Genomic DNA, 11906 nt, shown 5'->3' on the forward strand with positions numbered 1-11906 from the left:
GCGTGCCCGGCCAGACCTGACGTCAGTACATGACCATGTCGGGTTCCAGTTGCCTGGCCCAGGCCACGATTCCGCCCTGCAGGTGCACCGCGTCCGCGAATCCGGCCTGTTTCAGGGCGAGCAGCGCCTCGGCCGACCGGATCCCGGTCTTGCAGTACAGCACCGTGATTCGGTCCTGCGGCACGCGCGCCAACCCGGCGCCGGAGTCGAGCGTCGACTTGGGGATCAGTTCGGCGCCCTCGATGTGGTTGATGGCCCACTCCGCGGGCTCCCGCACGTCGATCAGCGCGACGGGCTTGCCGGAGTCGAGCAGCTCGCGCAGCTCTATCGGGGTGACGGTGCAGTCCGCGGCCGCCGCGGCCGCTTCGTCGGAGACCACGCCGCAGAACGCGTCGTAATCGATGAGCTCGGTGATCTTCGGCGTCGCCGGGTCTTTGCGAATCGTGATGGTGCGGTACGTCATATCGAGCGCGTCGTAGATCATCAGCCGGCCCAGCAGCGGCTCCCCGATGCCGGTGATCAGCTTGATGGCCTCGGTACCCATCACCGAGGCCACGGAGGCGCAGAGAATGCCCAGCACCCCGCCCTCGGCGCACGACGGCACCGTGCCCGGCGCCGGCGGCTCCGGGTACAGGTCGCGGTAGTTCAGCCCGCGCCCGTCGGGGGCGTCCTCCCAGAACACCGACACCTGACCGGAGAACCGGTAGATCGAGCCCCAGACGTACGGCTTGCGGGCCAGCACCGCCGCGTCGTTGACGAGGTAGCGGGTGGCGAAGTTGTCGGTGCCGTCCAGGATGAGGTCGTACTGCTCGAACAGCGGCACGGCGTTATCGGTGTCGAGCCGGAATTCGTGCAGATTGACGGTGACCAACGGATTGATCTCCAGGATCGATTCGCGGGCGCTGAGGGCCTTCGACCGGCCGACGTCGGACTGGCCGTGGATGATCTGGCGCTGCAGGTTCGATTCGTCGACGACGTCGAACTCGACGATGCCGATGGTGCCGACCCCAGCCGCGGCCAGGTAGAGCAGGGTCGGGGAACCCAGTCCCCCGGCACCGATCACGAGGACGCGGGCGTTCTTCAGCCGCTTCTGCCCGTCGACGCCGAGGTCCGGGATGATCAGGTGACGGCTGTACCGCGCCACCTCGTCGCGGGTCAGTTCAGCCGCCGGCTGCACCAACGGCGGCAACGTGTTTGACATGCCTTCAACAGTAGTGAGAGTCATTTTGACACGCTCGCTGCCCACGAGCGGCCTGAAAATGCACGCCTGCCGCGGCATGTCGGGCGCAAACACGCATGCTCGCGGGGTGGTGCGGTCAGGGAATGGGGTACGGCCAGGAGTTGACGTGGCAGGTCTTGCCGTCGGGCTTGACCGACTCCGGGTCGAACCTGGCGTCGTCGTTGTTGCTGGTCGAGAAGGTCTGCTGCATCATGATCGGCGCCAGGCCGCCGTTGTCGCCGCACGGCTCGTGCATCCGGAAGCCGAGGGCGTGCCCGACCTCGTGGTTGATCAGGTATTGCCGGTACGAACCGATGTCGCCCTGGAACGGCACCGCACCGCGCACCCAGCGCGCCTCGTTGATGAACACCCGCGACTGGGCCTTGCCGCCGTCGGCCGGGAAGTACGCCGGGTTGAAGCACGACGACTCGAGCGGGATGTCGTAGCCGCAGCCCTCTCGCACCGTCATCGGTGAGGTCAGCGAGACCCGGAAATCGGGCTTCTCCGGCGAACTCTCGTCGATCCGGGTGAAGGCGAATTTGCCGTCGTGCGTCCAGCTCTTCGGGTTGGCGAGGGTTTCGGCAACCATCCGCGCAAACGCCTCGTCGCCACCGAAGCTGGTGGTGTCGACGCCGTCCTCCACCTCGACGGTGTAGGTCACCGCCTTGGTGGTGCCCTGGCCGATCTTCGGTGTGGTGCCCGGCACGATGTGCCACGCCTTGGCGCCGGCTTCGGTGAACGCGCCGCCGTCCGGGAGGATTCCGGTCGGCAGGTTGACGTCGAACTGAGTCAGGCCTTTCGGCGGTGCGCCGACGATCGCGGTGCTCGCCGAATTGGTGGGCTGACCGACCAGCGGCACGTGTGGACGATCCGGTGTAACCGGCCTGGGACCCGAGATGCCCTGGTAGACCACGATTCCGGTGACAACGGCCAGTGCGGGCAGCGCATATGCGCGCCACCCGTACGTGGACACGAAGCGACCAAGCCAGGATTGCTTGCGCCACTGCTGCCGGTCATCGCGATTGGACCGGAGCCGACCTGAGTCCTCTGCCACCGGATCCCGCTGAGCGCGCAACGGCTCATGCCACTCGTTGCGCACCACAGGGACGCGACCGGTGCCTCGGCCCGGGTCGTAGGTCACCGCACCAGGATGGCATAGAGCTGGGCGAACGCCCGCCATGGCACGCCACCGGCCGTTCAAGTGCGGCAAGACACAATCGCCGAACCGCTGGTAGCAGGCGGATGCCGCGAACTAACGGTAGTAGTGTCGTGGCGATAAACTGCCGGGTCGGTCAGCCTGAACAACAAGTTGGGCGGCCGTGAACGACGGGGGCCAGACCGGTCCCTGAAGAGTTGGTCACGGACATGTGTGCCGGACAATGCCAGATTGAGGACGTGATGAGCGAGGTTGCCAACACCTCTGACGCCAGAGGGACGCAAACCGGATCCGACGGTGCGCAGGGCGGCCCGACCACCAATCGGCGGGGCAACCGGCTGCCTCGCGACGAACGGCGCGGCCAGCTGCTGATCGCGGCCAGCGACGTCTTCGTGGACCGCGGCTACCACGCCGCCGGGATGGATGAGATCGCCGAACGCGCAGGCGTCAGCAAACCTGTCCTCTACCAACATTTTTCATCGAAGCTCGAGCTGTACCTGGCGGTGCTGCAGCGGCACGTGGACAACCTGCTGCAGGGGGTGCGCGGAGCGCTCAGCGCGACCACCGACAACCGCCTGCGCCTGCGTGCCGCCGTCGAAGCCTTCTTCGACTTCATCGAGCACGACAGCCAGGGTTACCGGCTGATCTTCGAGAACGACTACGTGACCGAGCCGCAGGTATCGGCGCAGGTGAAGGTGGCCACCGATTCGTGCACCGACGCGGTGTTCGACCTGGTGAGCAGCGATTCCGGGTTGGAGCCCCATCGCGCCCGGATGATCGCCGTCGGCCTCGTCGCCATCAGCGTCGACTGTGCCCGCTACTGGATCAACAACGACCGGCCGATCACGAAGGAAGCGGCCGTCGACGGCACTGTGCAGTTCGCGTGGGGCGGACTGTCACACGTTCCACTCACCCGCTGACGCGGCGCGACCAAACCAAAAACTGCCCCATTCCGAGCGGAACGGGGCAGTTTTTTGACGTGCGGGCGGTGTCAGTCCTTGCCGGTGACGCCGAAGCCGACGCGGCGGACGTCCGCCGCACCGATCTCGACGTAGGCGATCTTGCCGGTCTGCACCAGGAACCGGCGACCCTTCTCGTCGGTCAGCGCGAGCACACCCGACTCCTGACCGAGCGCGTCGGTCACCAGCTTCTCCACATCCTCCGGAGTCTGCGCGCTGTTGAGGAACAGTTCGCGCGGGCTGTCGGTGACCCCGATCTTGACCTCCACGCTGACCCCTTTCATTCGTTTCCAAGACTTCATTCGAGCTGCGATCGAACTCTCCCCAGGAGGCTAGTGGACGGCGACGGCCGCGGTCCCCGCGGGCACGTTCGCCGTAGGCGAACCACGTGCGGAGGCCGCCGTAGGCGAACCATGTGCGGAGGCCGCCGTAAGCGAACCATGTGCGGAGGCCCGACCGAGGTCACGACGTCGTCACAGTTGCCGCTCCGGAAACGCTGTGCGCCGGTCCGACTTTTCGAGGTCGCGGCGGGTCGTCTCGGCACGGTCGACCGAACCGAGTCCCGACCGTTATCCAGCGGCCAGCGAGCCAACCTCACCGGTAACTTCCACACCACTAGCATCGATGAGGTAAGTGATACTCGGACCGGGGAAAGTCGCCATGAGCAGGACATATTCGCGATATTCAGCACCGTCGGGGGCGTCCACGGGCAGCTACGGGGACACCCCGAGCGACCAGGGCTACGACCGCGGCTACAGCTACGGCTCCAGCACGGAATACGGCAGCGGGTACGGCAGCACCGACTACACCAGCAGCCGCACCCCCTCGTACGGCTCGTACGGCTCGTACGGCTCAGCCACCGGCCTGGCCGACCGCCCCACCGGCGAGTACACGAGCACCTACGGCGACACCGACCGGTTCACCGCGGCTGACGCGGACTACACCGGCGGGCATGACGCCGACGCGGCGTACGACGACTACGACGACGAGGTCTACGAGTACGACGACGCCATCGATCGGCGGTGGGTCTGGGTGGCGGGTGTCGCCGGCGCCATCCTGCTGGTCGCGGTGATCTGCACCGTCGTGATCCTCGGTGGCGGCGACAGCGGCCCGGTCACCGCGCCGATCACGCCGCCCAGCACCAGCCAGTCGGCAACACCGACCGCATCGGCGGCGCCGTCGGCCGCTCCGCGTCCGCGCGTGACGGCTGCACCGCCGACCGCGTCGCTGGCACCCGAGACCGTCACGACCGTCACCCCGACCGCGGCAGCCCCGACACCCGAGGCAGTCTCGCCGGTCGACCCAGCAGCACCTGCAGCGCCTGCAGCACCGATCCCGAACACGGTGACATACCGCGTCACCGGCAACAAGTCGCTGCTGGACCTGGTGACGGTGATCTACACCGACGGGCAGGGCGCCCTGCAGACGGACGTCAATGTGGCACTGCCCTGGGCCAAGACGGTCACGCTGAACCCCGGCGTGACGTTGAGTTCGGTCACCGCCACCAGCGTCACCGGTCAGCTGAACTGCTCGATCAGCGACGGGTCGGGGGCGGCGATCGCCGTGCAGAACAACAACACGATGATCGCCACCTGCACGAAGTAATCGCCCACAGCACCACAGAACCGGGTGCGTGAGCTCAGCCTAGGCCGAGTTCGCGTACCCGGTTCTTGTGTGTCTGCTGCAGGCGCTCGAAGAACTCGGTCATCTGAGTCAGGCCCTCGCCGCTGGATAGCACGAGATCGACGAGTTCGTCGTGCTCGGCCATCACGAACTGGGCCTGGGTGATGGCCTCGCCCAGGAGCCGCCGCGACCACAACGCCAACCGGTGCCGCTGCCGATCGCTGGCGCTGACCGCAGCCCGCACCTCGGCCACCACGAACTGGGAGTGGCCCGTCTCCGACAGGACCGCACGCACCACGTCAGCGGGCTCGGCGGGCAGCGAACCGGCGATCTCCAGGTAGAAGTCCGCCGCCAGGGCGTCACCGACATAGGTCTTGACCAACGCCTCCAGCCACGTGCTCGGCGTGGTCAGCCGGTGGTAATTTTCCAGTGCCGCAGCGTATTTCGTCATCGCCGGCACAACGTCCACGCCGCGGCGCAGCAGCGCTTCGCGCAACACGTCGAAGTGCCCCATCTCCGCAGCGGCCATCCGCGCCAGGTTGATACGGCCGGCCAGATTCGGCGCCATCCGCGCCTCCTCGGTCAACCGGTAGAACGCGGCGACCTCGCCGTAAGCCAACAAGGCGAACAGCTCGTTGATACCGGGATGATCGCCGGACACCGCCGGCCGCACCGGAGTTGCCGTCTGCTCGGGCTGCGCCTGGGACCTCGAAGGCGACGGGGAAGGCATGGCCCCAACTGTAGACCGCGATTCGTGTCACAGCCGACCGGCGGCGCGACCAGCTACAATGGTCTTGGCTGCAGCCAGATTCATCGTGAGATGGGCTGCTGCCAAGGAAATGTGCGTGCACGTGTTGGCCCTCGCCGGAACACCCGGCTGAATTCGGCAGATTCGCCCCGAGGGCCCAAGTGTTGATCGTCAGACTCGTGCGCGCGTGGACAACAGCGAGCACCGACTCCGATAACACTGGAAGGCATCCACGCCACCTCATGACCGCGCTAACTACAAACACAACAGAAGAAAAAACATTCGCTGACCTGGGCGTTCGGGAAGAAATCGTCCAGGCACTCGCCGAAGACGGCAAGGCTCACCCGTTCGCGATCCAGGAGCTCACCCTCCCCCTCGCACTCGCCGGCGACGACCTGATCGGTCAGGCGCGCACAGGCATGGGCAAGACCCTGGCGTTCGGCGTACCGCTGCTGCACCGCGTCGCCTCCGACTCGTCGCTGCCGCTGACCGGCACGCCTCGGGCCCTCGTCGTGGTCCCGACCCGCGAGCTCTGCATCCAGGTGTACGGCGACCTCACTATGGCCGGCAAACACCTCAAGGCCGGTGAGTCCGGGGAACGCAAACTTCGCGTCGAGGCCATCTACGGCGGCCGCCCCTACGAGCCGCAGATCGAAGCCCTCAAGCAGGGCGTCGACGTCATCGTCGGCACTCCGGGCCGACTGCTCGACCTGGCCCAGCAGGGCCACCTGCAGCTAGGTGGCCTGAGCGTCCTGGTCCTCGACGAGGCCGACGAGATGCTGGACCTGGGCTTCCTGCCCGACATCGAGCGCATCCTGCGGCTGACCCCGGATTCCCGGCAAGCCATGCTGTTCTCGGCGACCATGCCGGACCCGATCATCACGCTGGCCCGCACCTTCATGAACCAGCCGACCCACATCCGCGCCGAGGCTCCGCACTCGGCGGCCACCCACGACTCCACCAAGCAGTACGTCTACCGCGCCCACGCGCTGGACAAGGTGGAGATGGTCAGCCGGATCCTGCAGGCCAACGGCCGTGGCGCGACCATGGTCTTCACCCGCACCAAGCGCACCGCGCAGAAGGTGTCCGACGAGCTGGCCGAGCGCGGCTTCAAGGTCGGCGCCGTCCACGGCGACCTGGGCCAGATCGCCCGCGAAAAGGCCCTCAAGTCGTTCCGGAGCGGCGACATCGACGTGCTGGTCGCGACCGATGTCGCGGCCCGTGGCATCGACATCGACGACATCACGCACGTGATCAACTACCAGATCCCCGAGGACGAGATGTCCTACGTGCACCGCATCGGCCGCACCGGCCGTGCCGGCAAGACCGGCATCGCCGTCACGTTGGTGGACTGGGACGAGCTGACCCGCTGGACGCTCATCGACAAGGCCCTGAACCTGGACTGCCCGGACCCGGCCGAGACCTACTCCCGCTCGCCGCACCTCTACGAAGAGCTGGACATCCCGACCGACGTCACCGGTTCGGTGGGCGCATCACGGTCCAAGCCCGCCAAAAAGTCGTCCGAGCCTGAGCTCAAGCGCGAGTCGAGCACCGACAAGGACCGCCCGGCCCGCAGCCGCAGCCGGTCGCGCCGCCGCACCCGCGCCGGGGAATCCGCCACGGGTCATGTCGAGGCGTCCGGTGCCACCGACGGCGACGCCGCCGAAGCCGGCGCACTGACCGGCGACAGCCCCGCCGAGTCGACCCACTCGGGTCGCCGCCGCCGGCGCCGTCGTCCGAGCAAGGCCTCTGCTGTGGTGGCCGCCGAAACCACTGCCGTCGCCGCACCTGCAGCCGAATAGCCGCAGGCCGCCCGAGCCCTATGGTCAAACCGGAGCGACGTACCAAAGCTGATCTGATCGCCGCCGCTGCCATCGTGGTGGTGGTCGCGGTCGGCGCAGCGCTGATCTGGTGGAACAGCGACGCGCGGGCCACCGTGAGCCGTTCTGCCGCCGGTCCCATCCCCGCGTTGCACGCCGCGAAGACGGTGCCCACCACGCTGCGTGAACTGTGGACCGCGGCCAGCGGCAAGACCGCCGAGCCATCGGTCGTCGGCGGTGTCGTGGTGACCGGCGACAGCGACCAGATGCAGGGCCGCGACCCGGCGACCGGAAACTCCCTGTGGAGCTATTCGCGCGACCGCGAGCTGTGCGGTGTCACCACCGTGTACCAGTTCGCAGTCGCGGTGTACCCCGACGGACGCGGCTGCGGCCAAGCCAGCGCCGTCGACGCCAGCACCGGACGACGCGGCCCCGCCCGCAGCAGCCTGGCCGACGCCGAGGTGAAACTGTCCACCGACGGCACGACGATCCTGTCGTACGGGGACAGCCGCCTGGAACAGTGGCGCTCGGACCTGGTCCGGATGGTCAGCTACGGCTACCTCGACGCGGTGGTCAAGCCCGGCGTCCCCGCCTCTCCCCTGTGCCGGTTGACGTCCGCCGCGGCCAGCCCGGCCTCGGTGGCCGTCATGGAGGCCTGCCCCAAGCAGAAGGATTTGCGGCTGACGCTGCTCAAGGCCGCCAAGGAAGAAGACCAGCCGGACATCAAGCGGGTAGCGCTGCCCGGTGTCAGCGTGGACTCAGACGCACAGGTGATCGCGGTGTCCGAGACCAAGGCGGCCATCTACGTGCCGACGCCGCAGCCGTGCGTGAACGTCATCGACGAAACCGGCAACACCATCGCCAGCACCCTGCTGCCGCATCCCGCGACGCCGGTGACGGCGACGACCCGCGTCGGTGACGTCGTCACCTGGTACACGGGCGACTCAGTGCTGGTCTTCGACGCCAACGGGCTGCGCTACAAGTACACCGTCAGCGCACAGGGCGGGCAGGCGCCGATCGGCCCGGCGACCATGCTGGCCGGGCATCTGCTGGTTCCGGTGACCAGCGGCTACGACACGTTCGACGCGCAGAGCGGCGCGGGGCAGACGCACATCGCGCTGGCCCGGCAGCCGGTCAACACCGCCGTGATCCCCGCCATGGCCGGTCCGGTGCTGCTGGAGCAGCGCGGGAGCCAGCTGGTCGCGCTGGGTCAGTGACCCGCGGGATCACACCTCAGGGGTGAAGACGGGCAGCGCCTTGTTCTTCTTCCAGTGCTTCAGCAGCGCTTCCGCCAGTTCGCGATAAGCGATGGCGCCCTTGTTCTTCCGGCCCGCGAGGACCGACGAGCCGGAGGCGCTGGCCTCGGCGAACCGCACCGTCCGCGGGATCGGCGGGGCGAGCACCACAAGGCTGTAACGGTCGGCGACGTCGAGCAGGACGTCCCGGCTGTGGGTGGTGCGGGCGTCGTACAGCGTCGGCAGCGCGCCCAGCAGCCGCAGGCCGGGATTGGTGATCTGCTGCACGTCGTTGACGGTCCGCAGGAACTGGCCGACACCGCGGTGCGCCAGCGTCTCACACTGCAGCGGCACGACGACGTCATCGGCGGCGGTCAGACCGTTGAGAGTCAGCACGCCCAGGGACGGCGGGCAGTCGATGATGACCACATCAAAGGGGTCGACACTGGTCGCCAACTTTGTCAATGCGCGCTTGAGCGCATACTCCCGGCCCGCGCGCATCAGCAGCATGGCCTCGGCGCCGGCCAGGTCGATGTTGGCCGGCAGCAGGGTCATGCCCTCGGCGGTCGAGACGAGCGCCGCGTCGGGTTCCACGTCACCGAGCAGCACCTCGTGCACCGACACCGGCAGTTTGTCCGGATCCTGGCCGAGGGAGAACGTGAGACAGCCCTGCGGATCGAGGTCGACGAGTAGAACCCGCTGGCCTTCCTCGGTCAGCGCTGCACCCAGCGATGCCACTGTTGTCGTTTTTGCGACGCCACCTTTTTGGTTGGCGACCGCAAGTACCCGCGTCACGGTGCCCATCCTGACACGCGGCCAGGTGGCGCCGCTCACTGTGGGGCAGAATCTCGGTCGTGGATATTGCAGTCGACCCGACCAAACACCGGCTGCTACTACTTCGCCACGGACAGACCGAATGGTCGCGCACCGGCCGGCACACCGGACGCACCGAGGTGGAGCTGACCGACGAAGGCCGGCAACAGGCCCGCAGCGCCGCCTCGGCGCTGGCCGTGCTGAAGCTCGACGACCCGTTGGTGATCAGCAGCCCGCGCAGGCGTGCCATGGTCACTGCAGAACTGGCCGGGCTGGACGTCGCCGAGACGACCGAACTGCTGGCCGAGTGGGACTACGGCCACTACGAAGGCCGCACCACACCGCAGATCCGTGAGCAGGTGCCCGACTGGCTGGTGTGGACGCATGGCTGCCCCGGCGGCGAGAGCGTGGCCGGAATCGGCGAGCGTGCGGACCGCGCCATCGCGCTCGCCCTCGAGCAGCTGCCGTCGCGCGACGTGGTGTTCGTCGGGCACGGCCACTTCTCGCGGGCCGTGATGACCCGTTGGATGGAGCTCCCGGTGGCCGACGGAATCCGGATCTCCATGGCGCCCGCCTCGATCTCGGTGTGCGGTTTCGAGCATGGCGTGCGCCAGCTGGTCGCGCTCGGCCTGACCGGTCACCCCAACCCGTGCCTGCCCGAGTGAGCCGCCCCGCACCGGTGTTCGTGCTGGCGGGCCCCGATGGGGTCATGCTGGCCGAGGGACCCGTGCAGGCGTTCGGAGCTCTCGACGACGCGCGGCGGGCGCTGGCCGCCGGCGACGTGCCCATCCTGTTGGGCGCCTTGCCTTTTGACCTGAATTCTCCCGCCGCGTTGATGGCGCCGGCGGCGGTGACCTACACCGACGCCCTGCCGTTCACCGACGAACGCCTACCCGCGGTCCGCATCGCAGCCAGCCTGCCGTCACCCGACGAGCACCGGGCCCGCGTGGCGGCGGCGGTGCGGGCGCTGCGCGATCCTGCCGCCGGCCTGCACAAGGTGGTACTGGCCCGGGCGCTGCAGCTCGTCGCCGACGAAGCCATGGATCCCTATGCCGTACTGGCCCGCCTGGCCGAAGACCGCAGCGCCACAGCATTCTTCACCGACCTCAGCGCGGCCGGCCCGCGGTACCGCGGCACCGCCCTGCTCGGCGCGAGCCCGGAACTGCTGGTGGCCCGCCGCGGCGACGTGGTGACCTGTAAGCCGTTCGCCGGCTCTGCGCCACGCTCCCCCGACCCCGAAACGGATGCCGCCAACGGTGCCGCCCTGGCCGCGTCGGCCAAGGACCGGCATGAGCACCAACTGGTGGTCGACATCATGCGCGAGGCGCTCGAACCGCTGTGCGCCGAGCTCGACATCGCCGCCGAGCCGCAGCTCAGCGCGACCACGGCCGTCTGGCATCTCAGCACGCCGATCGTCGGGCGGCTGCGCGAACCCGCCACCACCGCACTGGATCTGGCCATCGCGCTGCACCCGACGCCGGCTGTCGGCGGGGTACCCACCGCCGCGGCAGCCCGGCTGATCACCGAGTTGGAGGGCGATCGCGGGTTCTATGCCGGCGCGGTCGGCTGGTGCGACAGCACCGGTGACGGGCGCTGGGTGGTGTCGATCCGGTGTGGACAGCTGTCCGCGGATCGGCTGTCCGTCGACACCCGCGCCGGTGGCGGGATCGTCGCCGAATCCGACCCCGACGACGAAGTCACCGAGACCACAACAAAATTCCGGACGATGCTGACCGCATTGGGGGTAGCGCAAAAATGATGGGACACCACGAATGACAACGACCATCCGCCCAGTCCAGCCCGGCGACGAAGTCGAGATCACCGCGATGATCCACGAACTGGCCGCTTTCGAGAAAGCCGCGGACCAGTGCACGGTGACCGAAGCGCAGATTCGGACCGCGCTGTTCGGCGGTGCCGAGTCCGGCCAGGCCGCCGTCTCGGGTCACTTCGTCGAGGTCGACGGCCGGCCGGCGGCCTTCGCGCTGTGGTTCCTCAACTTCTCCACGTGGGACGGCGTCTCCGGCATCTACCTCGAGGACCTGTTCGTACGCCCCGACTTCCGTCGCCGCGGCCTCGCCCGCAAGCTCCTGTCGACGCTCGCCCAGGAATGTGTCAAGCGGGGCTACTCCCGGCTGCAGTGGGCGGTGCTGAACTGGAATGTCAATGCCATCGCCCTGTACGACGAGGTCGGCGGCAAGCCACAGTCCGAGTGGACGACCTACCGGGTGTCGGGCCCCGAGCTGACCGCACTGGCCGAGGGCTGACCGTCGCACCGCTGACCAATCCGTAAATTCCGGCACCAATCCCCTTCGACACCTGGGCCACACCTGTCA

General features: G+C 68.1%; 12 protein-coding genes. 7 read left to right on the plus strand and 5 right to left on the minus strand.

Annotation, left to right across the window (positions count from 1 at the left end):
* Window positions 1–22 precede the first annotated feature (22 nt).
* Both moeZ and AC3WTE_RS07940 read right to left on the minus strand, forming a co-directional pair.
* Complete coding sequence (gene moeZ / locus AC3WTE_RS07935) at window positions 23–1201, minus strand: adenylyltransferase/sulfurtransferase MoeZ (RefSeq protein WP_492436789.1); 1179 nt, start codon at window positions 1199–1201, stop codon at window positions 23–25.
* A gap of 115 nt (window positions 1202–1316) precedes the next feature.
* Window positions 1317–2360 carry a DUF3152 domain-containing protein gene (locus AC3WTE_RS07940; protein WP_492436790.1) on the minus strand — a complete coding sequence of 348 codons (1044 nt, stop codon included), beginning with the start codon at window positions 2358–2360 and terminating at the stop codon, window positions 1317–1319.
* Between the two features lie 257 nt (window positions 2361–2617).
* On the opposite strand from AC3WTE_RS07940, the gene fasR reads away from it, so the two are divergent.
* Entirely contained in the window at window positions 2618–3295 is a 678-nt protein-coding gene (gene fasR, locus AC3WTE_RS07945) for an HTH-type transcriptional activator FasR (protein WP_492436791.1), read from the plus strand.
* Between the two features lie 71 nt (window positions 3296–3366).
* Here the strand turns inward: fasR and AC3WTE_RS07950 are convergent, their stop codons facing one another.
* Complete coding sequence (locus tag AC3WTE_RS07950) at window positions 3367–3603, minus strand: DUF3107 domain-containing protein (RefSeq protein ID WP_492436792.1); 237 nt, start codon at window positions 3601–3603, stop codon at window positions 3367–3369.
* Between the two features lie 391 nt (window positions 3604–3994).
* Between AC3WTE_RS07950 and AC3WTE_RS07955 the strand changes: the two genes are divergently transcribed.
* Complete coding sequence (locus tag AC3WTE_RS07955; protein ID WP_492436793.1) at window positions 3995–4939, plus strand: hypothetical protein; 945 nt, start codon at window positions 3995–3997, stop codon at window positions 4937–4939.
* Between the two features lie 34 nt (window positions 4940–4973).
* Here AC3WTE_RS07955 and AC3WTE_RS07960 read toward each other — a convergent pair whose 3' ends face one another.
* Window positions 4974–5687 carry a ferritin-like fold-containing protein gene (locus AC3WTE_RS07960; protein WP_492436794.1) on the minus strand — a complete coding sequence of 238 codons (714 nt, stop codon included), beginning with the start codon at window positions 5685–5687 and terminating at the stop codon, window positions 4974–4976.
* A 260-nt stretch (window positions 5688–5947) separates the two neighbouring features.
* On the opposite strand from AC3WTE_RS07960, the gene AC3WTE_RS07965 reads away from it, so the two are divergent.
* Together AC3WTE_RS07965 and AC3WTE_RS07970 are read left to right on the plus strand one after the other, a co-directional pair.
* Window positions 5948–7507, plus strand: coding sequence for a DEAD/DEAH box helicase (locus AC3WTE_RS07965; protein ID WP_492436795.1), 1560 nt, complete (start codon window positions 5948–5950; stop codon window positions 7505–7507).
* A 20-nt stretch (window positions 7508–7527) separates the two neighbouring features.
* Window positions 7528–8742 (plus strand): Rv3212 family protein, encoded by a 1215-nt coding sequence (locus AC3WTE_RS07970; RefSeq protein WP_492436796.1) that lies wholly within the window; start codon window positions 7528–7530, stop codon window positions 8740–8742.
* Window positions 8743–8751: 9 nt separating this feature from the next.
* Here AC3WTE_RS07970 and AC3WTE_RS07975 read toward each other — a convergent pair whose 3' ends face one another.
* Complete coding sequence (locus AC3WTE_RS07975; RefSeq protein ID WP_492436797.1) at window positions 8752–9564, minus strand: ParA family protein; 813 nt, start codon at window positions 9562–9564, stop codon at window positions 8752–8754.
* Window positions 9565–9614: 50 nt separating this feature from the next.
* Here AC3WTE_RS07975 and AC3WTE_RS07980 point away from each other — a divergent pair, with 50 nt between their 5' ends.
* From AC3WTE_RS07980 to AC3WTE_RS07990, 3 genes are read left to right on the plus strand one after another with little or no spacing between them, the layout of a single operon-like run.
* Window positions 9615–10238 carry an acid phosphatase gene (locus tag AC3WTE_RS07980; protein ID WP_492436798.1) on the plus strand — a complete coding sequence of 208 codons (624 nt, stop codon included), beginning with the start codon at window positions 9615–9617 and terminating at the stop codon, window positions 10236–10238.
* Window positions 10239–10282: 44 nt separating this feature from the next.
* Window positions 10283–11332: an isochorismate synthase gene (locus tag AC3WTE_RS07985; protein ID WP_492436846.1), complete on the plus strand. Its 1050-nt coding sequence runs from the start codon at window positions 10283–10285 to the stop codon at window positions 11330–11332.
* 13 nt (window positions 11333–11345) lie between these two features.
* Entirely contained in the window at window positions 11346–11837 is a 492-nt protein-coding gene (locus tag AC3WTE_RS07990; RefSeq protein WP_492436799.1) for a GNAT family N-acetyltransferase, read from the plus strand.
* The last annotated feature ends 69 nt before the right edge of the window (window positions 11838–11906 follow it).

It is taken from the genome of Mycobacterium sp. FW102-FHT13B02, assembly GCF_058790275.1.

Bases quoted from the DNA above. Each gene is read 5' to 3' on its own strand.
- fasR (WP_492436791.1), top strand. From the start codon at position 2,618: ATGAGCGAGGTTGCCAACACCTCTGACGCCAGAGGGACGCAAACCGGA.
- AC3WTE_RS07975 (WP_492436797.1), bottom strand. From the start codon at position 9,564: ATGGGCACCGTGACGCGGGTACTTGCGGTCGCCAACCAAAAAGGTGGC.
- AC3WTE_RS07985 (WP_492436846.1), top strand. From the start codon at position 10,283: ATGCTGGCCGAGGGACCCGTGCAGGCGTTCGGAGCTCTCGACGACGCG.
- moeZ (WP_492436789.1), bottom strand. From the start codon at position 1,201: ATGTCAAACACGTTGCCGCCGTTGGTGCAGCCGGCGGCTGAACTGACC.
- AC3WTE_RS07990 (WP_492436799.1), top strand. From the start codon at position 11,346: ATGACAACGACCATCCGCCCAGTCCAGCCCGGCGACGAAGTCGAGATC.
- AC3WTE_RS07960 (WP_492436794.1), bottom strand. From the start codon at position 5,687: ATGCCTTCCCCGTCGCCTTCGAGGTCCCAGGCGCAGCCCGAGCAGACG.
- AC3WTE_RS07965 (WP_492436795.1), top strand. From the start codon at position 5,948: ATGACCGCGCTAACTACAAACACAACAGAAGAAAAAACATTCGCTGAC.
- AC3WTE_RS07970 (WP_492436796.1), top strand. From the start codon at position 7,528: ATGGTCAAACCGGAGCGACGTACCAAAGCTGATCTGATCGCCGCCGCT.
- AC3WTE_RS07955 (WP_492436793.1), top strand. From the start codon at position 3,995: ATGAGCAGGACATATTCGCGATATTCAGCACCGTCGGGGGCGTCCACG.